Raw genomic sequence first — 25,444 nt, forward strand, 5'->3', positions numbered from 1 at the left:
TTATAAAGTTTTACGTTTTGACAGAAAGAAAAGTATCAGGGTCCAAAGGAACACAGGCCATACCGACCGGAATACCCTGTTTGCCCTGCCGGGTATCTCATGGAATGTAAACAGGGGCAACTCTGCAATATCCGCCGGTTTCAACTTCCGGTTGTGAAGCATAAAACGGTTCATGTGCGAAACCCATTCGTCCCGGTAATCCGAAACCTGCTCCCGATACGCAGCAAAATCATCCGGACCGGTCCTGGCTACCGTATTCAGCGAGGTTTGCATCTGTAGTACAGGACTAACCCAACCCAGTCTGTCAAGCATATCATAATGCCTATCAGCTCGGTGGTTGTAATCCTCCGCATGCTTTCGGATCCTGCGATCCAACAGGTCGTAGTACGCTACAAACCGCCTGTTTCCGTACTGTGCCGTATCCGAAGGGCTCCGTAATGACACATATTGCGGATTGTTCTCGTAATAGATATCCAGCAATTCTCCCACAGGAATCTCCCAGGTTTGTTCTACTTCTTCCCTTTGATCGGATATCAACGCTGTATGCGACGGCACCGGATATATCACTTCAACAGTCTCATAGGCTATAGCAGGGAATAAAAAAGTTAAGGAAAACCAGATTCCCACCAGACGGATCAGAGTAACATGAGATGACTTACCACCCAGGATTACCAGCCACACCAGCATACCCCAGAACACCAGGTAGAGTGTAATCCCTCCCAGCCAGTACAACCCGTCGGCAAAGGACATCCCGGCTATACGGTGTATCCCGAAGCCTGCAATACTCAACGCCCAGGCTATTATACAGACACAACCAACACGGAACAGGAGTTTAAAAGCCAGAACGGGTTTCAGCGCAGCGCCCTGTACTGCAAGCAGTTTTTCGGTCTGCTGCTCCGCTTCACCGGAATATACATCGTACCCCCATACAACAAGCAGTAGCGGGAACAGGTAGATGAAGACAAACGAGAAATCAAGGTTCCCTGCGGCAAGCTGCTCCGGATTAATAATTTCTGTACGGGACGAGGTCAGATCGTTCCGCTTACTGGTTATAATATCAAAATAAGGAAGGAGATCTCTTTGCCCTATGGCCAGTGCCGATAGCCTCGAAGGCGGAAATACGGTATATGGCGGATTACGGTACTCGACAACCTGAGGAATACCGGCCTGTACAGCCATTAACTTTCCTTCCTTTGTTGTGGTATCGGCCTGAAAACGATTCAACAGTGCCGACCGGTGTTCCAGAAAATGCTGTTCAATGCTGTCTATACCCTGTAACTGTCTCTTGGTAAATGCACTGCCATTATACAGACTGTAGCTGCCCATAAGTACAAAACATACCATGGCAATAACGGGGACCAGCCTTCGGGTAAGCTGCTGCCATTCGAAACGAAAAATAATAAGGGAGAGTCGTCTCATAACACAGGTGATTTTCGGGTCGCTACAAACAGAAAAGCTATACCACAAACTATCCATACCAGCATACTGCCAAAGGCGGTTATCTCGCGGCCTAATATCTCATCCAATGACGGGTCGCGATATTCGAAATCCCGGATCTCTGCATAAAAACCTGTTTTCGGAACCGTTTGTCCGGGATGCAACGCCTGCTCCTCATTGAGCGTCCGGATGAAATAGTTACGATAAGCTCTGGCCTGGGTAAAAAAAGCCTGGTGATGAAAGAAATCCGTACCGGACAAAGCGGCTGTAAGCCGCTTCAGCCCTATAAAAGGATCAGCCCAGGAAGCCTTCCGTATAAAATCCTGCTGCGCTGCAAAAGCTTCGGAGATCTCTTTGTAATAATAGGTAAATACCCTGCTCTTATAATCTTCATGATACTGCATCACCAAGGCATCGGTATCCACCGGAATTTCCGATAATCGAGTGGCATGATAGCGCGATAACAATTCGTTTTCATACTGCTTTGCCCGTTCGTAATAAGGCCCGTCGTCTCCCAGTCCCTCCCGGTATCCCTGTATTATATGGTCATCAAAAGCAGCCCTGGACATAGGGGGGTGTCTATGGGTTGCCGTATTGGTCATAACCCTGGGAAGCAATATGCAAGACAACAGCCAGAAAGCCAGGACAGCGAAAGCAGATATTCCGGAACCGGCACTCCGTACCGAGATAATAACCCCGAGCAATACACATAGAAAATAGTACAGCTGGTACCCGATAAAGATAAAAAGCAGGTGAAACACATACGCTTTCCCCTCCGGGGCATACAACACTATCACCAGCATCACCGAAAACACGGGTAAGGAAAGAAAAAATGCATACAAATAATGTACCCCGGTCTTACTCCATACCAGCTTCCGGAAAGTCACCCCTTGTGCCAGAAGCATACGGAGCGTCCCGGAAGCCTTTTCGGTGGTGACGGATAAAGACGCCAGAAAAAGGATCAGTAAGGGTACCAAAAGTTGTAAGAGAAGCGCAAACGAAAACTGTCCGAGCCTCAATACCGTCCCCCTGGTCCCGGCACTGCTATGATCCACTTCGGTCTGTTTATGTGCCTCGATCCGGTACGTTGTTCCGGAATAATCGTTAAGGCCCGGATGAAAAACCCCAAGCACATGTAAGGGCTTGAATATCCAGGTACCGTAATGAGCCGCATCGTGTGCTCCTTTATGCTGGCCCTCCCATTGATCGCGGAACATACGGGCAGCATGTTCGCGCTCCTGCTGGGCTTCCCTGTAACCGATCAGTGTAAGCACCCCGGAAACGATAAACAATCCCCAGGTTATACCGAAGAGCAAAAACAACGTACCGCCCCGGAGGCTCAATGCGTAATCTTTACGTATCAGTGTAAGTAAAGTCCGGTTTTTTATCATTGGGAAAAAATATATGCAACAAAGTTGCGTTATTTTTTTAATATTTGCAACTTTGTTGTAATTACTACATAGTTGTAATTATAAAACCCAATCATGAGCCCTGAATTTTTACTACGCAAAAAATTTCCCTTTTACGCCCAGCCCGATGCCATGGACTGCGGCCCGGTATGCCTGAAAATGATAGCGGCCTATTACGGCAAGTCCTGGCCACTCTCTTTTTTCCGGAACCTATGCAATATCGGCAGGCAGGGCACCACACTCTCCGACCTTACCGAAGCGGCAAAACAACTCGGCTTCCGTACGCTTGCGGCAGAAATGCCCTATGACAAACTGATATCACATGCTCCCCTGCCCTGCATATTGCATTGGGAACGCGAGCACTATGTCGTTCTGTACAGGATAAATACACGTTATGCCTATATATCCGATCCGGCCAATGGAAGGGTAAAAATTCCGCTACCGGACTTTATCCGATCATGGCAGACCGATGAGCATACCGGTACGGGCAGGGCTCTTCTCCTGCAACCTGCTCCTGCTTTCGGTGGCATGAACGACAAACCCGAGACAGAGGCTTCTCTATGGTCCTTGTGGCCCTACCTCAAAGCACACCGGAAAATTTTTCTGCCCATTGTGGTCAGTATGCTCTTTGCCAGTGCCTTTTCCCTGGTTATACCCTTCCTTACACAGCTTATCGTAGATCGGGGTATCAAGAACGAAAACACCGGCCTGCTATGGCTCATCTGTCTCGGGCAACTGGCCTTGTTCAGCGGACGTACGGTTATGGATTTTATACGGGCAAGGCTTTTGTTCCGTATCGGGGCCAGGACGAGTATTGTCATGCTCAAGGCCTTCCTGGCCAAACTGATGACCCTGCCCTTCTCTTTTTTCGACAATCGCCAGGCCAGCGACAATATGCAGCGTGTCAATGATAATCAGCGTATCGAGGATTTCCTCACCAATTCGCTAATAGGCTTTATGCTCTCCGGGCTCACCCTCCTGGTTCTCGGGAGCGTACTGCTATATTACGACTGGCGGATATTCCTCATTTTTATTACCGGGGCTGTATTGAGTACGGCCTGGTCGCAATCCTTCCGGCACCGCAGAAAGATCATAGATCAGAAAAAATTTAAGGTACTCTCGGCAAACCAGCAATTATTACTGGAGATTTTCTATGCCATGCAGGAGATCAAACTCACGGGAAGCGAATCGGAAAAGCAACAGCACTGGGAACAACTACAGGACCGTTCGTACGGGCTTAAACTCGAAGCGCTGCAACTCGACCAGCTCATGCAGGGTGTCGGACTTTTTATCAATGAGATCAAGAATGTCTTTATCACCTATGCAGCCGCTATGCTGGTTATCCAAGACCAGATTACGCTGGGGGGCATGTTGTCCGTTACCTATATTTCCGGACAGCTCAATACCCCCGTAACCCAGCTTATAGAATTTGCCAGGGTCTCCCAAAACACCAGGTTCAGTCTGCGGCGTATGGAAGAAGTCCACAACGAAACGGGAGAAGATGCCGACATATCCGAAGCTCCGCTTCCTGTTGTCCCGCAGGATATCGATGTGCGTAAACTCTGCTTCCGTTACGGGCAGGAGGCAGCCCCACTGGTGTTGCGTGACCTCGACCTCCACATTCCGGCAGGAAAAGTTACGGCCATAGTAGGAATGAGCGGAAGCGGTAAAACAACCCTGGTTAAACTCCTGCTTAAATTTTACCAGGCACAGCAAGGTTCGGTCACCGTAGGCGGAAAGGAAATGACAACTATTCACGCCCGTTCGTGGCGGGCCCTCTGCGGGGTAGTGATGCAGGATGGCTATGTCTTTACAGATACTATAGCCAACAACATATATGCCGGGGCAGAATGCAAAGACCCGGAACGGATGCAGGAGGCCGCCCGGCTGGTAAATATGCACGACTTTTTCCGGTTTATGCCCTTCGGATATGAGACCATCGTAGGAAAAGAAGGCTACGGGCTGAGCCAGGGGCAGAAACAACGGCTCCTTATTGCCAGGATGATATACCGGGATCCTTCCTACATTTTCATGGATGAAGCTACCAACTCCCTTGATGCTCATAATGAGCTATCTATAGTAAATAACCTGAACCGTTTCTTCAGGGGAAAAACGGTTGTTATCGTCGCTCACAGGTTGAGTACGGTAAAAAATGCCGACCAGATCGTGGTACTTCACCAGGGACAGCTGGTCGAAAAAGGAACACATACGCAATTGCTGGCTGCCAGGGGGAGCTATTACAACCTGGTTAAAAATCAACTGGAACTGGAAAAGATAAATCAAGTATAACCTATAACTACCTACTTATGCCCATACATATATTCCCATATGCTCTTGTCCGTTATGCCGGCGCGGATTTCCGTGACTTTGACAGTTTCAAACTCTCCGAAACCCCCGACCTGCTGAAAGAATACCTGCAATGGCACACTGTGCTGGAACAACAGAAAAACTCGGTATGTGAATCCCTGTACCGGTATATTCCGCAAGCTGAGGAAGCCCATCGCCAACACCTGATCGACCTGAAACGACAGTTATTTAACAACCGCCCTGTTCCGGAAGAAAAGCTATCATATATATATGGGGTGATCCCCACCCCGCTGCAATCCGTACTCCGGACATATTTCCGGGAGCAGGAAGCCTTCTCCCTTTTCCGTACAGAAGGTATACACGCCTTCGGCAGGAAACTGGAAAACGACCGGAGAGATCTTCAGCACCTTTCCCGGGGTACCGTATTACAGCACGGACTGTTATTATCCAGCCCCATACTTCGGCAACAGTTAGCGGGCTATACCAGAAGATCTCCTTCCGCCTTCCGCCAGAAAGACCTTCGCATAGAGTTCAGCGTACTGCGATATCTTACCCGTAGTGCCTTTAAAACCTCCCCTTTCAGTACGTTTACCTATACCGGAGTTGCAGAATTATCGGATACCGTGGAGATCGGGAACCCCGGGGCAAGCCCGCAGGAAAGGGATATCCGGAACACGGGCAGCCGGCTTCGCCTGAACAATTATCTCTTTGTCTATCTCAATACTTTGTGGCTGCACCATGCGGAACTCAACGAACTGTTGCATATAAAACTTAACCAGACCGTACGAATCCGGGACGACAAGATCCGGTTCCTGGTTAATTTCAACAACATCGAAGCTTTCCAGCAGATCCCCGCTTCGGGCCTGCCCCTGTATATCATTCGGTACCTGCAGCAAACCGGAAATACACTGACCTTGGGAGCCTTAACAGATCATATCGGGAATACACTGGGAGATACCACCCGGGCAGCAGTCAAAACATATCTATTCCGGCTTATCAAAGCCGGGCTCTTACAGGCCGGAACATCGATCTCGGGGATCGATCCGGACTGGCATACAAGGATCATCCGCTTTCTGAAAGATACCGGAAACCGGTCGGCATCGGTGATGGCATTGAGACAACTTTTTACAAACCTCGAACAGTGCTGTACAATGTATCCCGATGCGGATTCGGACCAGCGGCAGGACCTTCTTAAAACTGCCGAAGAACAGATCAACACCACATTGGGCGAACTCGAAACATCCGGGGGACTCACATCTTCCGAAGATCGCCGAGACACGGAAGATACACACCGGTTTGAGAAAAGCGACTTCAGCACCTTCCGGTTTTCCCAGAAACAACTTTTCTATGAAGATTGTTATACCACCGGGAAAGAGGTGCTCCCGGAAAAAGTGACAGCACCTGTTATCGAAAAAACCGATGAACTTCTCAATTTCCTGCTTCCCATGGATCTCATGCAGAAAGAACGGACTAAAATGCTCGATTTTTTCCGGACACGTTATCCCCTCGGACAACAGGTTAATATCATGGATTTTTACGAAGCTTATTACCTTGAGGTACGTAAACCCGAAAAAGAACAGGCTGCCCGCGGTATAAAGCCTGCGGATGAAGAAACACCGTGGGACAAAGAACTGCTTCGAAGAATGGTGAAACACACCCGAAACAGGCCGGAAGAACTGGAGCTCAACCGGGATTTTTTTGCCGGATTGCCCATCTCAGGAGATCTTGTTCCGGGGAAAAGATACTCCCGGGGCATGTTTGTACAGTTCTACACTGCAAAGACGGGTGCGTTGCATGGCGTTGTCAATACCATACTTCCCGGAATGGGCAAAGTCAGCGGAAGGTTTTTAGGGCTCTTCAACCGGGAAATCACCGATCGTTTTGTCGCATACAATACCAGACTTTCACCTGTTGTCCAGCAGGCCGAACTCAACGATGCTTCGGGCTTTAATGCCAATATACATCCCCGGCTCCTGCATTACGAAGTTTCGCTTCCCGGTGGAAACAGCAGTTATCCCGAAGACAGCCGGATACCGCTTACCGAGCTTTATGTGGGGTACAACCCCGATACGGGAAAACTGGAATTGCTCCGGAATAGTAAGCCCCTGTACACCTACGATCTTTGCCTGGAATCTTTTTACAACCGGTCTAACCTGTACCAAATGCTGGCCCACTTCAACCCGGAAGCCAGACTTTCTCTCAAATCGTTGATACGGCTTGTAGACCTGCAATACGACCGGCCGGGAAAAATGCCGGAATGCCTGGTCCTTCCGCGGATCACATATGCCGGGAACGTCATTGTCCGGCGAAAGACATGGCAGGTACAAACGGCCGCCGTTCCGCAACAACATGACGAAACGGATTTTGACTATTACCTCCGGCTGAATGCCTGGAGGCAGCAATGCGGCATCCCCGAAACGGTTTTCCTGTTCCTGCGCAAAAGGAGTATAGTTGTCTCTCCTGCTCCTCATCAGGAAACGGTAAAGCATTCGCCAGACGATTATAAACCGCAATATATCTCGTTTACCAGCCCGTTACTTGTTGAAATGTTAAAGAAACTGCTGTCGAGGGCGGGAGCATATATCAGCATGGAAGAAGTCCTCCCGGCCATTCCTCGCGAACAAAAGCATCCCGAAACAGCCGTAAAAGAATATCTTATACAATGGTATAATTATTAAGTTATGGAACAACACCCCTGGATCGCCGCCCATATCTACTACCCGGGAAATACCGATAAGGTACTGCAGCATCTCCTCCGACCATTTCTGGACGAGGTGCAGACGATCTTACATCCGTTTACGCCCTGGTTCTTTATCCGCTACTGGAAACAGGGAAGCCACATTCGTTTCCGGCTCAATCCCCTGCCCGGCCAGGAAGATCACATACGACAGGAACTGCAAAAACAGGCGAATGCTTTTTTCAGGCAATATCCGGCAGTCCCGGAGCAGCATGACAGGCACTATTCCGCTCCTGTAGCACTGCGCTTCGAACCCTACATTCCGGAAACCGAACGTTATGGCAACGCGAAAAGTCTCCCCGCTGCGGAACACCTGTTCTATACATCTTCTGCCTTTGTCCTCGAAAGGTTTGCGGAAATACACAAGGCTTCCCTGCTCATCGAATCGCTGCGCATGCAACTGATCACATTATGGGCTACAGGATGGGACGAACGCAGGCTGGTACATATCTGTACCCTTTTTATCGAAGGATGGCTCCCCAGGCTATATGATCCGGCACTGGAGCAAACAGCACAAAAAGCACACTGGATGGCCGTATTCAAGCAGTCTTTTAACCGCCATGCCGACCAGATCATTCCCGCCTTCGGAGCATTCCGGAAGGCATTGCTTAAGGGACATACAGACCACCGATCGCAACAGTTTTATACCAACCATACCCGGATGTTCGAAACCTATGAAAACTATCGGTTTACCCCTGAAAAAATGAACGCCATCGTCGGTAGTTTTTTGCACATGAACAATAATCGACTTGGAATTTCCAATCATGAAGAAGCATACGGAATGTATTGCACCTGTAAATGTATACAGCATATAAACCATGACCAAAACCCGGAATGATGATACTGAACGAAACACAAAAAACACAACTTTTAACCACACTCCAGGAGATCCGTACCGATATACTGTCCCTCGCCCATACCGGGGAAGATATGCTATGGTGGACACTCCCGGGATATACCGGTTCTTCCCCCGGTGATACGGATCATTGGTCTGCAGATATCTTTAACGGCAACAGTGGTATTGCCCTTTTTTTCCTGGAACTCTACCGGTATACCGGCCGCAACCGCGACCTGGAAACTGTCCGTAAAATTATCCGTTTTATACTTCGGAATCACGGCAGAGCCCGGAAGTACTGTAGTTTTTATACGGGTTTTACCGGGATCATATACCTGTTAATCAGAGTATATGAGACTACCGGGGAAAAAGAGGTCCTCAGGCAGGCATTATCCCTCGCCTCAGCAAACCGGGAAGACCTGGTCTCACAACCGGTAAAAGCAGACCTGCTGAGCGGTTATGCAGGGAACCTCCTCGTTCTGGTCCACCTGTACCATTACAGCAGGGACGAGAAAGTTCTTCATAGCATACAACAGTTACTGCACAGGTTTACGGAAGAAGCCCGAATTTCCGAAACCGGGCTGAAATGGGATTATTCTGCTGCCAAATCCGCTTACGACAGTATGACAGGCTTCTCCCACGGAGCTTCGGGCATCGCTTATGTATTGTTACAAACGGGAAACTATTTTCATAACGACGGGCTCCTGTACCTTGCCGAGCAGGCCCTGGCCTACGAAATGCAGTATTTCTATCCCGAATCGGGAAACTGGCTCGACCTCCGGATGGGCCCGTACCGTCTTGGCCTAAAAGAAGCGCACCGGTGGGACCTGGACCTGTTTATCCCTACCATGCGAAATGTCAATTCATGGGCACACGGAGCCTCAGGTATAGGAATAGCGCGTTTGTACGCTTATGAGATTACAGGAAATACCGCCTACCTCGACCAGTGCCGTACTGTCCTGACAACAAGCCTGCGGTACCTGGACAAAAACGAAAGAACCGATTATACGCTTTGCAGCGGTTACACTGGGCATATCCCCTTTCTCAGGCAGTTTATGCCTTATTCGGACCAATACGGCCCGGAGTTGCTGACGGATATCATAGACAGGGCTTCCAAACTGCATTCGGAAACGTATGTGTACAATACCTACACGGAAGCCAACAGAAACGACTGCGGGCTGCTGTCCGGTAAAGCCGGGGTTGGCTATGGTTTACTCCATCTGCTGAACCCTTCCCTGAACAGTATATGTATGCCTTCCCTGCCCCGTCGCAGGGGTCCCGTCCCTCCACTATCCCTTACCCGGGAAGCAATCAGAACCCGTATCTTTCGGAGCTATTACCCAAAAACCCTGAAAGCCCTGCAACTTAAGGCCACCGGTTTTACCGGACCCGATGGGCCGCAGGATATTTCCGCACTGGAAGACTTCATAAAACAACAGCTGAAGGATCTGCCGGAGACTGTGTACAGGACGCGGAAAACTTATGACCTGGAATATGCACGTACCGCACTCTGGAAAACACACAAAGGTTTTCTTTGTTATAACGTCAAACGAAAGTACCTCCGGGTACACACGGAAATATACGACAAACGGAGCGCGATACAACTGCTGAATACCCCATTCTGCCTTCCAGATCATGTACGGTTATTTTACGGGGTTCCGGACACTGATAAGAATACGGAAACGGGACTAAGATATTTTGCCCTGCTGCTCCTGTGTGATGAAGACGGGGTGCGGGATATTCCCCTCGGAAAATTTCAGGCCTTATTGCTTTCCGAACTGGAAACAGAAAATACACCCGGCGATATTGCAGACCAGATGCTTCGCGAATATTTTTCGGATCAGGTGAAGACACCTGAACAACTGCTGAGCTTTAAGGGGACCGTAGTAAAACAGTTTATGGAATTTGTAAAGGCCGGAATGGCCGAAGAAGTAATAATAACAAAAGAAGAGGTTTTAAAATAAAACCCCTTCCTGTTTAAAAATAAATTAACAGATCACCGTAGTACACTGTACCGGTGGATTGTGATGATCATCAGTAGGCTCGGTGTGTGTAGGGTGTGAAAGGTTTCCCAATCCCCCCGCCAAACGGGAAGCAACTTCACTGTCGATACTGGTTACAAAACTTTCCAGTTGTAGGTCTTCGAGGTTCAATTTAATGTGCTCAGCATGATTTTTCATGGCTCAATTTTTAAGAGGTTATGCCTACTGTTTTACGGGTTTTCGGCTTATCCCCGGTTGCAACAGAACTAAAATATAACATTTGCAACATAGTTGCAAATAAAAAAGTGTTTATTTTTACTACATTGTCAATCCCTCTCCCTGGTATCCGCCTGATTATCTTCATACTATTCCCGGATTTCCCGATATTCTCAGACCCGGTAACATACAAAAAACAGACCATCTTCCCCCTGACAACTACGAACGAATCAGCTAAACAACCTACCTAAAACCCCGGGGCTTCGATACATTCGGGCTTTAGCCGGAACACTCAGCCGCCTCTGTTTTGTCTAAAACCGGGAGGTAAAGCTGTATATCTCTCAATAACTTATTAACTTCCCCACTACCCAACTACCCAACTCTCTCCCATCCCAGATTTATTCCTTATTTTTGCAATAATGTTGCATCATCTACATCCGGATGACTGCATTAAACCCTCACTGATATGACCATAACATTATTGCGTACCGTATTTCTTTTCCTTTATGGCATCCTGCCGACATTCCTGATCGCACAGGACACGCCTTTGCAGGCCACCTATCCTGCGGACACCGGCCGTACGGACACCCTAATAAAAATCGCAGATGCGCAGCACGAGGCCCTGTTGCCCGTAAGTATTATTCGCGGGAAGCAGCAAGGCCCGGTATTTACGATCGTCGCCGGGATACATGGGTACGAATATCCGCCCATTATTGCCGTGCAGCGCATCCTTGCGGAACTCCGGCCGGAAGCGTTGAACGGAACGCTTGTTATTATCCCCATAGCCAATACGCCTGCCTTTTTCGGCAGGGCAGTATTCCTGAACCCCCAGGACAAGAAGAATCTCAATCGTGTTTTTCCCGGGGATCCCCAAGGTTCGGTTACCGAAAGAATAGCTGACTATATCGCCAGGCACATTATCCCGGGATCTGATGTTTTTCTGGACATTCATGCCGGAGATGCCGGTGAGGACCTGTTGCCTTTCGTATGTTACTACGACAAAAAAGACAGCCCGGAACAGCTTGCGCTTGCCGAAAAGCTGACTACCGCCGCGGGCTTCCGGTACAACGTGGTCTATCCGTATACGATCACTGCCACGGAACCCGCCCAATACGCCTTTAAGCATGCTACGCAACAGGGAGTGACTGCCCTGAGTATCGAAGCGGGAAAACTCGGCAACGTTCAAAAAGATGCCGTAATGCTTATACGCGAAAGTATTTACAATATGCTCGACGAAATGGATATGTATGCTGCTCCCTCGGCAACCGATCCGGGAGAACAGCTATGGATTACGGGACAACACTATGTAAAAAGTCCTGAACAGGGCATTTTTTACAGCGATCTCAAAAGCGGGGACCACGTCGCCAAAGGACAACCTCTCGGATACATTACCGATGTGTTCGGTAAAGACCGGAAAGAAATCCGCTCTCCGGCCGACGGGATTATACTGTACAAAACCGGAACACCCCCCGTAAATACCGGGGAAACCCTGTATTGTATAGGCACCCCGTAGAAAATCATTTTATTTTTTACTTCTGTACCTCCCATCCCCCCGAACGGATATCTGTACCGGGGAAAGCCGTGAAAAGGACTTAAGTCGTAAAGACCGGAGTACTCAGAATGTTCGGATTATCCCTCTTGTTTTTAATATTCCCGCATTTCGTGTACCTTCGCAGGTATACGTAAGAAGGATGTCTGTAATTTTAAAGAAACACGTAGAGAAATTTGTCAATATAGATGAGGTCGCTTTTCAGGAAGTGCTCGCTTTTTTTGACATGATCCCGGTTAAAAAGAAAGAAAACCTGATGGAGGAAGGCGAATTCTGCAATTATCATTTTTTTGTAGAGCAAGGTTGTATCCGTAAGTTTTTTTTAAAGGAAAACGGTATGGAGCAAACCACCGAATTTGCCCTGGAACATTGGTGGATGACCGATAATTTTGCTTTCGAACGCCGGGAGCAATCCGGTTTTTATATTCAGGCCATCGAACCTTCTGTCGTGCTTAGAATCAGTCATGATAACAGAGCAGCCCTGTTAAAGGAGTTTCCGTTTATGGAGCACTATTTCAGAATGGTTTACCAGCGGGCATACGCTGCTGCAGAAAGAAGAATCCGTTTTTTATACGAATTCTCAAGAGAAGACCTGTACCTGCATTTTGCCGATAGTTATCCGCAATTCGTACAACGTATCCCACAGTATTTATTAGCTTCCTTTTTGGGATTTACTCCGGAATACCTCAGTGAAATTCGAAATAAGCTTCGTTCTTAAACCAGTTTAAGTTTTTCCTCTTCTTGGTTTACCAACTTTGTACCTACAAATTTAGACAATGAAATCATGGAAAAACGTATCAACATTCAGACATTAGAACCTCAAGCTTATAAAGCCATGCTGGGATTGGAGGGATATCTTTCAAAAGTAGCTATTTCCAAAACCCTGAAAGAACTGATTAAGATCAGAAGTTCACAGTTAAACAATTGTGCGTACTGTATTAACATGCATACCAAAGATGCTTTGACTCACGGTGAAACCCAACAGCGCATTTTTCTGTTAAGCGCCTGGAGGGAGGCACCGGATCTGTATACGCCACAAGAACAGGTAACTTTGGAACTTACCGAGGAAGTCACCCTCATACATCGGCAAGGGTTACGTACCGAAACCTATCAAAAGGCCTTAAAGTATTTTTCCGAAAATGAAATAGCGCAACTCCTTATGGCCGTAGTTACCATTAATAGCTGGAATCGTATCGCCGTAAGCACACATTTACCTGTGGAAGGCTAATAGCTGTTGAAAGCAAACAACCTATTGGGTAACAGGCATAAAAAGGATACTGAAGTCCCTCAACCCCGGGGCTTCAGTACACTCCGGGCAGAGCCGGAGCACTCAGCCGCCTCTGTTTTGTCTAAAACCCGGGGGTAAAGCCGTACATCACTCCTTAACCAAATTACTATCCAACTACGAACTACCCAACTAAACAACCTTCGGTACACTCCGGGCAGAGCCGGAGCACTCAGCCGCCCCTGTTTTGTCTGAAACCCGGGGGTAAAGCTGTACATCACTCCTTAACCAAATTACTATCCACCTACGAACTAATCAACACCCCCTATTCCCCAACAACTCACCACCCCATCTCACGAATATTGCGAAGTTCCCTGCGCACCTGAAACCCGATAAATACGGCAAGTATTCCGAAGATCATCCAGGACGAATACAGGATATACGTATAGAACCCCGGCGACAGGGTGTTTTTGAAAACCGGGAGCAACAGCGTAAAACCTACCATATACCCGGCAAACAATACCGGGGTGAGGACGTAATTGATGTATAGTTTGGACCGGTAATACCTTTTCAGTTTCCGTGCGAATCCCGATGCATCCAATGAAAACAAGACATATTTTTTACGGAAGGCAAACAGGAACTCCAACACTACCCTGACCAGCAGGCAACCTATCATCAGTGCCAGTCCCAGGGAGGCCCGGGTATGGTTATATGCCGATACATAGACAAAGAAAAAGACGAGGACAAGGAGTAGCGAAGACAATATAGTCCTGGTAGCCAACTGTTTGCGCATGATACGCCGGGCACGGTCCATGACTTTTGCAGCACCGTCGGACGGAATTTCCGGGATGTCCCTTTGTAGCCACTGTAGTTTAATATTTTCGAAATCAGTCATTTTTTACACATTTAGAAAGTTGATCTTTGATCCGGTGCAGTCTCGTTCGCAGCGCACCATGTGAAATCCCCGTGATCTCCGCTATTTCGGCCTGTGATACGCCTTCGAGGTCCAGGAGAATAATACTTTTATGCGGTACCGGGAGCCGGTCGATGCACCTGTACATAGCCTGTAGCCGCCGCTCCCGTTCATCGGGCTTACTCCCTTCTTCTTCAACGACATCGGTACGAAGCGAAAGAAATTTCTTTTTCCGTAGCTCTTGCAGGCAGGTATTCACAGTAATACGGTACAGCCAGGTCGGGAGCACGGACACGTCTCTCAGGGTGTTCCGGTGTGTCCATACCTTCAGGAACACTTCCTGCGTAAGATCCTGGGCCAGCGCTTCATGTCCGCCCGTATACCCCAGGCACAAACGGAATACTTTGTGATAATGGGATGCGTAGAGTGCCTCGAAGTCGTCTTTATTCATCATCGATGTTCAGTTCCTTTTGTATGGTGTGGAGAAACCAGTCCGGCCGGTCGTACATGATAAAATGTGCCGAGCCTTCGGCAAAGATAATTTTATAATCCCGCAGGTGCCGGTATTGTGCCTTATAATTGCGTGCCGCCATTTCTTTTCCGTACGGTACCGTAGCGGCAAGTATGGTAACGGGAATATCGATTTCGGACAGGTCCTGCCGCAGATCGAGCTTCAGCAGGTCCGTATAGCCATACACATAGGTTTCACGGTCTGCGGCTATCATCCGGTCTGCGATCTGTCCGGCCCGCGCCTCGTCTGAAGTCATCCCGGAGGCCAGTCCCGATGCCATCGCAGCAAAATCTTTTTCGTTCATGTCGAGCAATTTACGGTTATACGGGCTGTCATAAGTGATCGTACTGCTGTCATACCCCGGCATCATTACCGCTCCCATAGCCGGAAGCGCATCGATAAGGATCAACCGGGAAAATGTAGCGGGAAACCCGCAGGCCAGCCACAACCCGAGTGTTCCGCCCATGCTGTGCCCTATAACCACAGGCTTTCCGGAGACGTGGTTCCGGGCATAGTCGGCCACGTCCTCCCTGATACGCGACAGCCATGGCCGGCCTACCGGGGGCACGTCACCGAAACCGGCAAAGGTGAAACGATGAACCTCAAAAGCTCCGGACAAGGACGGAAGCAGGCCTTCATAAACCTCGTCCGTACATGCAAAACCGGGAAATAAAAATACCGGCTGCCCCTGTCCCGTCACGGTGACCCGGAAGGTTTCATATTTCTGGGCATGGATAACCGTTGAGATACAGGTAAAGAAAAATACGGATACATTAATGAATAGTCTTGTCATCTTGTTTTGAATTTTCCCTTTAGATACAGGAAGCCCGAAATGTTACATCAGAAAGTCATTTTTTTTTGACGCATAAAAATCCAGGCAAAAAAGCGTCAGTTTCTCCTATCCCATATAAATTATCATTCCTTTTTTAGTCGTTTTTTTAGTACATTCATAAACCCTAATCGTATTTAATCATCAAAACCCGATACGCCATGGCCGAACCCGCACAAGATATCGATGCTTACCTGGACAATCATTACATACATCGCAGCAACTGGCTGAGAGCTGCTGTACTGGGTGCCAACGACGGTATTCTTTCTACCTCCAGTCTTGCTATCGGGGTAGCGACAGCGAGCGACCTGAGATCTCCCGTCGTACTGGCCACGCTGGCCGGGCTCGTGGCCGGAGCCTTGTCTATGGCTGCAGGAGAATACGTTTCGGTAAGTTCACAGACCGATGTGGAAAAAGCGGATATCCTAAGGGAAAAACAAGAACTCCGGGACATGCCCGAAGCAGAACTGCAAATGCTTGCTACCATCTACGAAAAACGTGGCCTGAAAAAAGAAACCGCCATGACCGTCGCCAGGGAGCTCACAGAAAAAAATGCCCTCGAAGCCCATGTCCGGGACGAGTTGGGGATCAATCCCATGAACAGGGCCCGCCCTATACAGGCAGCACTGGCATCGGGTGCCGCTTTTACCACCGGGGGAATCCTCCCCTTACTGGTTACGATTTTTGCCCCTATGTCCTATATGGAATATATGCTGTACGGCTTTGCCATTTTCTTTCTCATGCTTCTCGGAGCACTGGCTGCTAAAACCGGGGGATCGGATATGGTCAAAGCTATAGTGCGGATTACATTCTGGGGGACTATAGCCATGGGGCTCACCGCCCTGGCGGGTTACCTCTTTGGGGTTAACGTGTAAAGAAAAGTTCCGGAAAACAATAAGAGTGGTCAGAAGTCAAAAACCTTACCGTCCTCGGCAAGTTCCGTATCCGGAAAAACGGTACGGGCCTCTTCCCGGAAAACTTCCAGATTGCCATAGCGGACGGAGTAATGTCCGAGAATGAGTTTCCCGGCCCCGGCCCCTGCGGCAATCTCCGCAGCCTGTTTTGCCGTGGAATGCTTGGTTTTTACGGCGAGGTCCTTGTGCTCTTCCAGGAACGTAGATTCGTGATACAATACTCCGACTCCCTTGAGTTGACCGATGATACCCGGTTTGTACACCGTATCACTGCAAAATGCATAACTTCCGGGCACGGGCGGATCTGAGGTAAGTTTTTCATTGGATATCCATTCCCCCGTGTCGAGAAGCACATCCCTGCCGTTTTTGATATTCCGGTAATAGCACCTGTCGATATTATAACGCAAGACGGCGTCGATATCCAGTTTTCGCGGGCCCGGTTTTTCGCGGAACAGGTACCCGTTGGTATATACCCGGTGATCGAGAGGGATCGTATGGACTTCTACCTTCTCGTCTTCAAAGACCAGTTGGGGCTCTCTGGAACTGAGCTCGTGAAATACAAGCGGGAAATTGGTCCAGGAATTGCCCAGTTTCAGGAGTAAGGTAATGGCTTCTTTAATGCCTTTGGGTCCGTAAACATGCAGCGGAGCTTCCCGGCCCAGTAAGACCAATGTGGAAATGAGTCCCGGGAGGCCGAAAAAATGATCGCCGTGTAGGTGGGATATAAAAATATGCCTGATCCGGGCAAATTTGATCCTGTGTTTACGGAGCTGTACCTGGGTACCCTCCCCACAGTCAATAAGAAAAAGATGATTCTGAATATCCAGTACCTGGGAAGTCGGATTGGTAAAGGCTCTCGGTGTGGCGGAATAACATCCCAGGATGATAAGCTTCATAAAACGGTTATTGTATATTAATCTGCCGGATCACAAAAGAGCAAAACCGGAGGTTACGACCTCTCGGCATGAAAGCCCTAAAAATCCAGATCGCGTTCTATTTCTTCCATTTCTATAATGTCGTACGCCTCTTTCAGCGTCGGTACCACGACGAGTTCTTCGGGGACTTCATTGAAATTCACCTTGTCCGTGACCAGCACAAAGGATTTTTTCGCACCGCGATGCGTATTGGATAATTGCAGGAGTTCCAGGAGCTGTTCGATCGTAATCGTACCGAGAGAGAACAGGCTTACGATAATATGGTCTGCCCTGATCTTCTCATACGTTTCTTCCAGCTTAGCGGAAAAAGCCCCTACGGTACCCTTCTCGTGGGTCACTACGGTAATATTGTTATCCTGTTTGTCAATAAGCATAGGCTCAGCTTTTTATTTTTGATGCTAATAAATATATAACAGCCATCCTCACAGCCACCCCGTTTTCTACCTGGTTGAGTATTATCGCCTGTTTGGAATCGGCCACATCACTGGTAATCTCCACCCCCCTGTTTATCGGTCCGGGGTGCATGATAACGATTTCTTTGTCCAGTGTATCGAGCATATTTTTATTCACCCCGAACTGTTGGGTGTATTCTCTTGTCGAAGGGAAATAACTGATATCCATCCTTTCGTTCTGTACCCGAAGCATATTGGCTACATCACACCATTCGAGCGCTTTGCGAAGATCGGTTTCTACCGTTACCCCCAACGACTCTATATGTTTCGGGATAAGGGTTTTCGGTCCGCATACCTTGATATTTGCACCCTGGAGTTTCAGGGCAAAAATATTGGACAAGGCCACGCGCGAATGCAGGATATCCCCGACAATAACCACATTTTTTCCGGCTACATCGCCCAGTCTTTCCCGGATAGAATACGAATCGAGTAAGGCCTGTGTCGGGTGCTCATGGGCCCCGTCGCCGGCATTGACGATGCTCGCCCCGATATGCCTGGACAGGAAAACGCCTGCTCCCGGGTTGGGATGCCGCATTACGACCATATCCACTTTCATGGAGAGAATATTATTCACCGTATCGATAAGGGTTTCTCCCTTTTTTACCGAAGACTGTGCTGCAGAAAAATTGATCACATCTGCCGAAAGTCTTTTCTCGGCCAGTTCGAAAGACAGCTTTGTTCGCGTACTGTTCTCGAAAAAAAGATTGGCTATGGTAATATCCCTTAGCGACGGTACTTTTTTGATCGGCCTGTTGATCACCTCTTTAAAGTGATCTGCTGTCTCAAAAATAAGTTGAATGTCCGCTTCGTTAAGGTACTTAATTCCTAATAAGTGATTGACACTTAGCTGGCTCATATTCAAGAGTTGTATTTGTCGTTTCCTGTTGTGGTTTTCACGAAGAAAACCGGGTACTTCGTTACCATACGTCAGAGAGCAGATCGCTGTGCTTCGCTCAGTTTCCCACCAGGTATATGACGTCTTCTCCTTCGTTCTCCTTCCACATCACCCTGACCTTTTCCTTATTGATGGCATCTACCTGTCGCCCCCTGTAATCGGGCTGTATGGGCAGGTGCCTGCTGAAGCGTCTGTCTATCAGGGTCAGCAGTTCGATCTCGGCAGGTCTGCCAAACGACTGAATGGCCGTCAGGGCAGCCCTGATACTCCTTCCGGTGTACAGCACATCGTCTATAAAAACCACTTTTTTGTCTTCTACGAGAAAGTCGATCTGGGTCTTATTGGCTTCCAGAGGTTTTTCTCCCCGGCGGAAATCATCCCTGTAAAAGGTAATATCGAGATATCCCAGGGGGATGTCCCCGACCTGGTAATCGTCACGGAGAATGCGGATCAGCCGGTCTGCGAGAAATTTTCCCCGGGGCTGAATACCAATAAGTACCGTATCCTTGAAGTCGAGGTGATTTTCAATAAGCTGACAGGCCAACCGATGCAGAATAATGTGGATTTCTTTGGAAGAAAGCAGAACTTTTTGACTCATGTTCCCAACGTATTTCGCCTGTAAAAATACGTATTTCTGGCGAACTATCTTCCGCCGGAGTATTTATTTATCGTCCTTTAAGCAAACAAAAACGGAATTTCAATGTAATGAGGTATTTAAAAAACGGCGGATCTCCACGAGCAGTTTGTCCATCACCGGAAGTTCGGGATTGTAATACGTCATGAGGTTGGCTGCCCGGTTGCCGGGTTCGGTTTCCTTGAGCACGTGATTCATATTTTCCACAAGAACCAGTTCCGAAGCCGGACAGGCCCGATGCAGCAATCCGGCCTCCGTTGTTTTCACCTGCAGGTCTTCGGTGCCGTTTACGATAAGTACGGGAACGGTGAGTTTACCGATCTCTTTTGCCGGATCGTAGTTCATCCAGGAAATCATGTAGGGCTGCACGCTTTCCCGGAACATTTTGGTGTATAGCGCGGGACCTTCCGGAATAAAAGTCTCCCCTTGCCGAAGCCGGGAGAGATAGTGCTGTGTAAGGACACTATCGGATCCCGGTACATTTTCCCGCAACTGCCGTTCGAGGATACGGTCTATGGGACGCCCCGCACCGGCCACAGATACAAAAGCATCAGCTATGCCCCGTGCGGCAACCATACCGATAAGCGAGCCTTCACTGTGCCCCAGTACGGCGATACGCTCATAATCCTTTCGGAAAAACCGTATCACCTCCCGGGCATCGGCTATAAAGTCGTCAAAACGCAGGTCTTCTTCCCGGAGTTTTCCTGTTCCCGCCAGGGCGAGTATCCGCTTGTCATAACTGTACACGTCATACTGTTCACCGGCCAGGCCTTCGGCCAGGAATCTGAGGCTGTTGTTCTTTGCCCCCGGTACATTCCCGAAACGATCCGTTGGTCCGGAGCCTGCGATAAGGATAATAAGGTGAGCAGCACGGTGAGCTTCACCCTGCGAGAAAAGCGTGCCGGGGAGCACATCACTTACTGCTATATCCCTGGTGACCACCTGCGAAAACGAGGCGGAAAATATCAATAATACAACACTACACACTATAGTTTTCATAGTTTTTTACTATCAAAGGTTACAGAACATAAAAAAGGAGTTTACTGACCAGTTCACTGCAAAGCACTGCCCCGGCAAACAGCATCCAGTGCTTTACTGTCCGGGCGCGGCAGGCGACGGCAAAACCGTAACGCAGGATCACCACGACGGCAATCAGGGCGGCCATGCCGCAAACAGCGATCAGCAAAAGCAAACCGATACCGGAGAGCTCCGGGGAAAACGCAATGCCGTCGCCCGATCGGATGTCCTGTATGGCTGCATTAAAAGTAGCGTTCATCCCGAATAACGACAGCATATACAACGGCAGGCGCGACAGGAGTACCACCGGAACGATATCTGCCAGGCGCGTCTTGCCGTTGATATATCTCCCCGTCGCAAACAGGAACAGTGCCAGACAGCCTGTATTCAGCATATTGTCAAGCAAAGGCCTGTAAAATTCGGTCACCTCCGAAAAATGGACATCCAGAACCCCGTCATAACGCGCCTGTCCTGCATAGGCAATGGCAGATCCCACAATGGTCACGAAGATACCGGCAGCCCATAATGTGTTTCCGGAATACCTGGCAAAAGGATTAACTATGGTCATGTCCTGCAGATTGAAGATGTTGTATATGGTCGATGATATCGTCGAGCCTGTTCCGCACGGTCGGATAGCTGTTACCAAGCTGTGCAGCCATTTCTTTAAGACTGCCGCTACTCTGTACAAACTGCATGATAAATTCCTGCTCTTCCGGAGTAAGCCGGAGAAAAAGCGGAATATCGTAGTTTCCCGAAACAACGGTATGACACTGCGGGCAGGTTAGCCCGGAAACCTGCAGTGCGGTTTCACAACTCGGACAATGAACAGGAAGCTTATAGCGCATTAGAAAATAGTTTAAATTAAATATTACATCATCAAATTTAAATAAAATTTAATCATAGTTTAATTTTATTAAAATAATTTTTAATTTAAGTGCAATTACAATACACCTGGCAGACCTTGTGTATACTTGCCATATACTCCTTATCTTTGTGGTTTAATTTTTTCGATTTCAATGCAGAAGGCATCTATGCACAACATCCATCAGAAGACGTTACAGGACCTGGAGTTCGCCACCGTATTATCGCACATACAAGAGCTATGCACTACGGAACACGGAAAGGAGAAAGCCCTCGGGGTTCTGCCGTACAACCGGAAGGAAATGCTGTTTACGGCATTAAAGCACACTTCGGAATACGTGGCTTCTTTTGACAATAACAACAAGATCCCCGGTCATTATTTCGACAGTATTTCACAGGAGATCAAATTGCTCGGGATAGAAAATACGCTGATCGAACTCGGCGGGTTCAAAAAAATTGCCGGGATCTCGAATGCGGTCAATGTACATATTCTCTTTTTCCGGAAGTTTAAGGAGTATTATCCTACCTTGCACCAAACGGCAGAGCAGCTTACCTATACTACGGCTATCACCGAAGAGATCAACCGTATTATCGACCGTTTCGGGGAGATCAAGGACGATGCTTCGGCTACTCTCGCTTCCGTACGCCGGGCGATCAACGAAGTACGGGGCAAGATCAACCAGAGTTTTCTCAGTGCCCTGCAGTCCTGCAACAGTGCGGGCTACCTGGACGACATCAGGGAGACCGTAGTGGAGAACCGCCGGGTCCTCGCGGTTAAGGCCATGTACCGCAAACGGGTAAAAGGGGCTATCATGGGCAGTTCCAAGACCGGGAGCATCGTTTATATAGAGCCCGATGCCACACTGCGCTATTCCCGGGAACTCAACAATCTCGAATACGAGGAAAAAGAAGAAGTAAAACGGATCCTGAAAGCGCTGACCGATTTTCTCCGGCCCTATGTGCTGTTACTGGAGGATTACCAGGAATTCCTGGCTGCTACGGATGTTATTGCCGCCAAGGCAAAATACGCCGTGTCGATGAACGGGATACTGCCCGAGATCACGGAAGACAGGGAAATGAACCTGATTGATGCCTATCACCCCCTGCTCTACCTGACCAATACGAAGAAGAAAGCAAAAACGTATCCGCAGACCATTTCCCTGCAACAGGACAACCGGATCATCGTTATTTCCGGGCCCAATGCCGGCGGAAAAAGTATCACCCTGAAAACCGTGGGACTCTTACAACTGATGCTGCAAAGCGGTATGCTCGTCCCCATACATCCGCGAAGCAAAATGTGCCTGTTCGACAGGATACTGACGGATATCGGTGACAACCAGTCTATCGAAAACCATCTGAGCACCTACAGTTACCGGTTGAAGAATATGAATTTTTTTCTGCGCAAGTGCAATGCGCAGACCCTGTTTCTCATCGATGAATTCGGAACAGGGAGCGACCCCGAACTCGGGGGTGCCCTCGCCGAAACCTTTCTCGAAGAGTTCTATCACCGCGAGGCTTTCGGTATTATAACGACGCATTATGCCAACCTGAAAATGCTGGCCAACGAACTGCCCTATGCCTCGAATGCGAATATGCTTTTTGACAGTAAGAGCCTGGAACCCGTTTTCCGGCTTATCGTCGGCGAAGCCGGGAGTTCGTTTACTTTCGAGGTCGCCCAGAAAAACGGTATTCCGTACAGCCTGATCAACCGGGCCAAGAAAAAGATAGAACGCGGAAAAGTGCGCTTCGATGCCACTATAGCCAAGTTACAGAAAGAGCGCAACCGCATGGAAAAGACTTCGAAACAACTGAAAGACGAGGAAGTCAAAGCCCGTGACGAAGCGACCCGGCTCGAATCGCTCAACGAAAAAATACAATCCAAACTGGAAAGTTACCAGCAGCTTTTCGATCATAACCAGCGTATGATCTACCTCGGTAACAAGGTCAATGATATCGCAGAAACGTATTTTACCGACAAGAAAAAGCGTCCGCTGATCTCCGAATTCCTCAAAATTGTGGAAACCGAAAACAGCAAACGCAAACCCAAGGCACCGAAGGAAAAGAAGAAAGAAAAAATACAGAAAGAACAGGTAGCCCGGGAGATGGAGAAAAAGGTGGAAGTGATCCGTGAAAAGAAAAAAGAAGAGAAAAAGCAAGCCGTACGCCAGGAGCAAAACAAACCCAAACCGGTCCTCAAGGTCGGCGACAGGGTACGTCTTCCGGATGGCAAGGCTGTGGGCAGTATCGAGACTATAGAGAAAAACAAGGCCCTGGTCAACTACGGTCTGTTTACGACCAGTGTAAGCCTGGATCAGCTCGAACTGGTACAGGCCATGAAAAAATAAGGGAGGACACCGCCTGACCCATCGAAAAAGCCGGAACGTTATAAAAACATTCCGGCTTTTTTGTTTTGGTTTATAAGATATTACCGCAGCTTAGGCGATACGCTCTATCCTGGCCCCTATGGCCCGCAGGCGCTCGTCTATATTTTCATATCCGCGGTCTATCTGTTCGATATTGTGTATGGTAGAAGTTCCCCTGGCCGACAGCGCAGCAATGAGCAGCGATACCCCGGCACGGATATCCGGCGATGACATCGTCGTTGCCTTGAGTTGCGAATGAAAGTCATGGCCTATTACGGTAGCCCTGTGCGGATCGCAGAGGATGATCTTCGCCCCCATATCGATGAGCTTGTCCACAAAGAACAAACGGCTCTCGAACATCTTCTGATGGATAAGTACACTACCCCGGGCCTGTGTAGCCACGACCAGTACGATACTCAGCAGGTCGGGAGTAAACCCCGGCCAGGGCGCATCGGCAATGGTGAGAATAGACCCGTCTATAAAACTTTGTATTTCGTATCCGTCGGTATGCGCCGGGATATAAATATCATCATCTCTTTTTTCGATGGTGATCCCCAGCTTGCGGAATACGTTCGGGATCTGCCCCAGACTGCCCCATCCCACATTCTTAATGGTGAGTTCGCTGCGTGTCATCGCGGCAAGTCCTATCCAGCTCCCTATTTCGATCATATCCGGAAGCATGGTATGTGTGGTTCCCGACAGCCGCTCCACCCCCTCTATGGTGAGCAGGTTAGACCCCACACCGCTGATCTTTGCACCCATGCGGTTGAGCATGTTGCAAAGCTGCTGCAAATAGGGTTCGCAGGCCGCGTTGTAGATCGTAGTGGTTCCTTCGGCCAGTACGGCTGCCATAACAATATTGGCAGTTCCGGTTACGGAAGCCTCATCGAGCAGCATGTAGGTACCGTGAAGCTTTTCGGCCTCTACCCCATAGAAATACTCCTCTTTGTTATACCGGAAACGGGCACCCAGTTTTATGAGCCCTTCAAAATGTGTATCGAGTCGTCTGCGTCCTATCTTGTCGCCTCCCGGCTTGGGAATATACCCCATACCGTAACGCGCCAGTAGCGGGCCCACGATCATTATCGAACCTCTCAGTCCTCTCCCGTCTTCTTTGAATTGTGCGGACTGCAGGTAGTCCAGGTCTACCCGGGCTGCCTTAAAACGATATGCCCCTTTGCCGAGTTTCTCGGTTTCTACCCCGAGGCTCCCCAGAAGAGCGATCAGTTTATTGACATCGAGAATGTCGGGGATATTATGGATCGTCACAGTTTCTTCGGTAAGTAAAACTGCGCATAAAATCTGTAAAGCTTCGTTTTTTGCACCCTGGGGAGTAATTTCTCCCTTCAGGGCATGACCTCCTTCTATTTTAAATGTACCCATTTAAAAACCTCAATATTTATCAATTTCAGTATCAAGACGG

The 25,444-nt window shown here is 48.7% G+C and carries 23 protein-coding genes; 9 read left to right on the top strand and 14 right to left on the bottom strand.

The features are described 5' to 3' along the window. Together BT112_RS01950 and BT112_RS01955 are read right to left on the bottom strand one after the other, a co-directional pair. Positions 1-1,419 (bottom strand): DUF3526 domain-containing protein, encoded by a 1,419-nt coding sequence (locus BT112_RS01950; protein ID WP_072315682.1) that lies wholly within the window; start codon positions 1,417-1,419, stop codon positions 1-3. Beyond that, on the bottom strand, positions 1,416-2,828 hold the full coding sequence (locus tag BT112_RS01955; protein WP_072315684.1) for a DUF3526 domain-containing protein: 1,413 nt from the start codon (positions 2,826-2,828) through the stop codon (positions 1,416-1,418). Before BT112_RS01955 ends, BT112_RS01950 begins: the two co-directional genes overlap by 4 nt. Positions 2,829-2,921: 93 nt before the next feature. Here BT112_RS01955 and BT112_RS01960 point away from each other — a divergent pair, with 93 nt between their 5' ends. From BT112_RS01960 to BT112_RS01975, 4 genes are read left to right on the top strand one after another with little or no spacing between them, the layout of a single operon-like run. Further along, positions 2,922-5,135 (top strand): peptidase domain-containing ABC transporter, encoded by a 2,214-nt coding sequence (locus BT112_RS01960; RefSeq protein WP_072315686.1) that lies wholly within the window; start codon positions 2,922-2,924, stop codon positions 5,133-5,135. Positions 5,136-5,152: 17 nt separating this feature from the next. Further along, positions 5,153-7,831: a lantibiotic dehydratase gene (locus BT112_RS01965; protein WP_072315688.1), complete on the top strand. Its 2,679-nt coding sequence runs from the start codon at positions 5,153-5,155 to the stop codon at positions 7,829-7,831. Between the two features lie 3 nt (positions 7,832-7,834). Beyond that, positions 7,835-8,728, top strand: a complete 894-nt coding sequence (locus BT112_RS01970) for a thiopeptide-type bacteriocin biosynthesis protein (protein ID WP_072315690.1) — start codon at positions 7,835-7,837, stop codon at positions 8,726-8,728. After that, positions 8,725-10,689: a lanthionine synthetase LanC family protein gene (locus BT112_RS01975; RefSeq protein ID WP_083564736.1), complete on the top strand. Its 1,965-nt coding sequence runs from the start codon at positions 8,725-8,727 to the stop codon at positions 10,687-10,689. The genes BT112_RS01970 and BT112_RS01975 overlap by 4 nt, the downstream gene beginning before the upstream one ends. A gap of 24 nt (positions 10,690-10,713) precedes the next feature. Here the strand turns inward: BT112_RS01975 and BT112_RS01980 are convergent, their stop codons facing one another. Beyond that, positions 10,714-10,905: a pinensin family lanthipeptide gene (locus tag BT112_RS01980; RefSeq protein ID WP_072315694.1), complete on the bottom strand. Its 192-nt coding sequence runs from the start codon at positions 10,903-10,905 to the stop codon at positions 10,714-10,716. Positions 10,906-11,389: 484 nt separating this feature from the next. On the opposite strand from BT112_RS01980, the gene BT112_RS01985 reads away from it, so the two are divergent. From BT112_RS01985 to BT112_RS01995, 3 genes are all read left to right on the top strand, one after another. Further along, entirely contained in the window at positions 11,390-12,436 is a 1,047-nt protein-coding gene (locus BT112_RS01985) for a succinylglutamate desuccinylase/aspartoacylase family protein (protein ID WP_072315695.1), read from the top strand. A gap of 178 nt (positions 12,437-12,614) precedes the next feature. After that, positions 12,615-13,190, top strand: coding sequence for a Crp/Fnr family transcriptional regulator (locus BT112_RS01990; RefSeq protein ID WP_072315696.1), 576 nt, complete (start codon positions 12,615-12,617; stop codon positions 13,188-13,190). Between the two features lie 66 nt (positions 13,191-13,256). After that, positions 13,257-13,700 (top strand): carboxymuconolactone decarboxylase family protein, encoded by a 444-nt coding sequence (locus tag BT112_RS01995; RefSeq protein ID WP_072315697.1) that lies wholly within the window; start codon positions 13,257-13,259, stop codon positions 13,698-13,700. Positions 13,701-14,037: 337 nt separating this feature from the next. On the opposite strand, the gene BT112_RS02000 is transcribed toward BT112_RS01995, so the two are convergent. The 3 genes from BT112_RS02000 to BT112_RS02010 are packed head-to-tail and all read right to left on the bottom strand — an operon-like array spanning position 14,038 to position 15,914. Continuing rightward, positions 14,038-14,592: a hypothetical protein gene (locus tag BT112_RS02000; protein WP_072315698.1), complete on the bottom strand. Its 555-nt coding sequence runs from the start codon at positions 14,590-14,592 to the stop codon at positions 14,038-14,040. Next, complete coding sequence (locus BT112_RS02005; RefSeq protein ID WP_072315699.1) at positions 14,585-15,064, bottom strand: RNA polymerase sigma factor; 480 nt, start codon at positions 15,062-15,064, stop codon at positions 14,585-14,587. The genes BT112_RS02000 and BT112_RS02005 overlap by 8 nt, the downstream gene beginning before the upstream one ends. Beyond that, positions 15,054-15,914 carry an alpha/beta fold hydrolase gene (locus BT112_RS02010; RefSeq protein ID WP_072315700.1) on the bottom strand — a complete coding sequence of 287 codons (861 nt, stop codon included), beginning with the start codon at positions 15,912-15,914 and terminating at the stop codon, positions 15,054-15,056. The genes BT112_RS02005 and BT112_RS02010 overlap by 11 nt, the downstream gene beginning before the upstream one ends. Positions 15,915-16,111: 197 nt before the next feature. Between BT112_RS02010 and BT112_RS02015 the strand changes: the two genes are divergently transcribed. Then, positions 16,112-16,825, top strand: a complete 714-nt coding sequence (locus tag BT112_RS02015; RefSeq protein WP_072315701.1) for a VIT1/CCC1 transporter family protein — start codon at positions 16,112-16,114, stop codon at positions 16,823-16,825. Positions 16,826-16,854: 29 nt separating this feature from the next. Here BT112_RS02015 and BT112_RS02020 read toward each other — a convergent pair whose 3' ends face one another. The 7 genes from BT112_RS02020 to BT112_RS02050 form a co-directional block, all read right to left on the bottom strand. Next, positions 16,855-17,760 (bottom strand): ribonuclease Z, encoded by a 906-nt coding sequence (locus BT112_RS02020; RefSeq protein ID WP_072315702.1) that lies wholly within the window; start codon positions 17,758-17,760, stop codon positions 16,855-16,857. Positions 17,761-17,837: 77 nt separating this feature from the next. Further along, entirely contained in the window at positions 17,838-18,173 is a 336-nt protein-coding gene (locus BT112_RS02025) for a ribonuclease Z (protein ID WP_072315703.1), read from the bottom strand. Between the two features lie 4 nt (positions 18,174-18,177). Then, positions 18,178-19,107, bottom strand: a complete 930-nt coding sequence (locus BT112_RS02030; protein ID WP_072315704.1) for an aspartate carbamoyltransferase catalytic subunit — start codon at positions 19,105-19,107, stop codon at positions 18,178-18,180. A 97-nt stretch (positions 19,108-19,204) separates the two neighbouring features. Continuing rightward, entirely contained in the window at positions 19,205-19,744 is a 540-nt protein-coding gene (gene pyrR / locus BT112_RS02035) for a bifunctional pyr operon transcriptional regulator/uracil phosphoribosyltransferase PyrR (RefSeq protein WP_072315705.1), read from the bottom strand. A 99-nt stretch (positions 19,745-19,843) separates the two neighbouring features. Beyond that, positions 19,844-20,779 carry an alpha/beta hydrolase gene (locus BT112_RS02040; RefSeq protein WP_072315706.1) on the bottom strand — a complete coding sequence of 312 codons (936 nt, stop codon included), beginning with the start codon at positions 20,777-20,779 and terminating at the stop codon, positions 19,844-19,846. A gap of 19 nt (positions 20,780-20,798) precedes the next feature. Then, entirely contained in the window at positions 20,799-21,365 is a 567-nt protein-coding gene (locus BT112_RS02045) for a hypothetical protein (protein ID WP_072315707.1), read from the bottom strand. Continuing rightward, positions 21,352-21,642 carry a DUF2089 domain-containing protein gene (locus BT112_RS02050; protein WP_072315708.1) on the bottom strand — a complete coding sequence of 97 codons (291 nt, stop codon included), beginning with the start codon at positions 21,640-21,642 and terminating at the stop codon, positions 21,352-21,354. Before BT112_RS02050 ends, BT112_RS02045 begins: the two co-directional genes overlap by 14 nt. A 186-nt stretch (positions 21,643-21,828) precedes the next feature. On the opposite strand from BT112_RS02050, the gene BT112_RS02055 reads away from it, so the two are divergent. Continuing rightward, on the top strand, positions 21,829-24,003 hold the full coding sequence (locus BT112_RS02055; RefSeq protein WP_072315898.1) for an endonuclease MutS2: 2,175 nt from the start codon (positions 21,829-21,831) through the stop codon (positions 24,001-24,003). Between the two features lie 90 nt (positions 24,004-24,093). Here the strand turns inward: BT112_RS02055 and murA are convergent, their stop codons facing one another. Then, positions 24,094-25,404, bottom strand: coding sequence for a UDP-N-acetylglucosamine 1-carboxyvinyltransferase (gene murA, locus BT112_RS02060; RefSeq protein ID WP_072315709.1), 1,311 nt, complete (start codon positions 25,402-25,404; stop codon positions 24,094-24,096). Between the last annotated feature and the right edge of the window lie 40 nt (positions 25,405-25,444).

The organism is Sinomicrobium oceani, from assembly GCF_900119185.1.
Lineage (GTDB): Bacteria > Bacteroidota > Bacteroidia > Flavobacteriales > Flavobacteriaceae > Sinomicrobium > Sinomicrobium oceani.

Excerpts from the sequence above, each read along its gene's own strand:
- BT112_RS01980 (WP_072315694.1), bottom strand. The coding sequence starts at position 10,905 with ATGAAAAATCATGCTGAGCACATTAAATTGAACCTCGAAGACCTACAA.
- BT112_RS02055 (WP_072315898.1), top strand. The coding sequence starts at position 21,829 with ATGCACAACATCCATCAGAAGACGTTACAGGACCTGGAGTTCGCCACC.
- BT112_RS01985 (WP_072315695.1), top strand. The coding sequence starts at position 11,390 with ATGACCATAACATTATTGCGTACCGTATTTCTTTTCCTTTATGGCATC.
- BT112_RS01970 (WP_072315690.1), top strand. The coding sequence starts at position 7,835 with ATGGAACAACACCCCTGGATCGCCGCCCATATCTACTACCCGGGAAAT.
- BT112_RS02050 (WP_072315708.1), bottom strand. The coding sequence starts at position 21,642 with ATGCGCTATAAGCTTCCTGTTCATTGTCCGAGTTGTGAAACCGCACTG.
- BT112_RS02040 (WP_072315706.1), bottom strand. The coding sequence starts at position 20,779 with ATGAAAACTATAGTGTGTAGTGTTGTATTATTGATATTTTCCGCCTCG.
- BT112_RS02025 (WP_072315703.1), bottom strand. The coding sequence starts at position 18,173 with ATGCTTATTGACAAACAGGATAACAATATTACCGTAGTGACCCACGAG.
- BT112_RS01960 (WP_072315686.1), top strand. The coding sequence starts at position 2,922 with ATGAGCCCTGAATTTTTACTACGCAAAAAATTTCCCTTTTACGCCCAG.
- BT112_RS02000 (WP_072315698.1), bottom strand. The coding sequence starts at position 14,592 with ATGACTGATTTCGAAAATATTAAACTACAGTGGCTACAAAGGGACATC.
- BT112_RS01955 (WP_072315684.1), bottom strand. The coding sequence starts at position 2,828 with ATGATAAAAAACCGGACTTTACTTACACTGATACGTAAAGATTACGCA.
- BT112_RS02030 (WP_072315704.1), bottom strand. The coding sequence starts at position 19,107 with ATGAGCCAGCTAAGTGTCAATCACTTATTAGGAATTAAGTACCTTAAC.
- murA (WP_072315709.1), bottom strand. The coding sequence starts at position 25,404 with ATGGGTACATTTAAAATAGAAGGAGGTCATGCCCTGAAGGGAGAAATT.
- BT112_RS02020 (WP_072315702.1), bottom strand. The coding sequence starts at position 17,760 with ATGAAGCTTATCATCCTGGGATGTTATTCCGCCACACCGAGAGCCTTT.
- BT112_RS01965 (WP_072315688.1), top strand. The coding sequence starts at position 5,153 with ATGCCCATACATATATTCCCATATGCTCTTGTCCGTTATGCCGGCGCG.
- BT112_RS02005 (WP_072315699.1), bottom strand. The coding sequence starts at position 15,064 with ATGATGAATAAAGACGACTTCGAGGCACTCTACGCATCCCATTATCAC.
- BT112_RS02015 (WP_072315701.1), top strand. The coding sequence starts at position 16,112 with ATGGCCGAACCCGCACAAGATATCGATGCTTACCTGGACAATCATTAC.
- BT112_RS01950 (WP_072315682.1), bottom strand. The coding sequence starts at position 1,419 with ATGAGACGACTCTCCCTTATTATTTTTCGTTTCGAATGGCAGCAGCTT.
- BT112_RS01995 (WP_072315697.1), top strand. The coding sequence starts at position 13,257 with ATGGAAAAACGTATCAACATTCAGACATTAGAACCTCAAGCTTATAAA.
- BT112_RS01975 (WP_083564736.1), top strand. The coding sequence starts at position 8,725 with ATGATGATACTGAACGAAACACAAAAAACACAACTTTTAACCACACTC.
- BT112_RS02045 (WP_072315707.1), bottom strand. The coding sequence starts at position 21,365 with ATGACCATAGTTAATCCTTTTGCCAGGTATTCCGGAAACACATTATGG.
- BT112_RS01990 (WP_072315696.1), top strand. The coding sequence starts at position 12,615 with ATGTCTGTAATTTTAAAGAAACACGTAGAGAAATTTGTCAATATAGAT.
- pyrR (WP_072315705.1), bottom strand. The coding sequence starts at position 19,744 with ATGAGTCAAAAAGTTCTGCTTTCTTCCAAAGAAATCCACATTATTCTG.
- BT112_RS02010 (WP_072315700.1), bottom strand. The coding sequence starts at position 15,914 with ATGACAAGACTATTCATTAATGTATCCGTATTTTTCTTTACCTGTATC.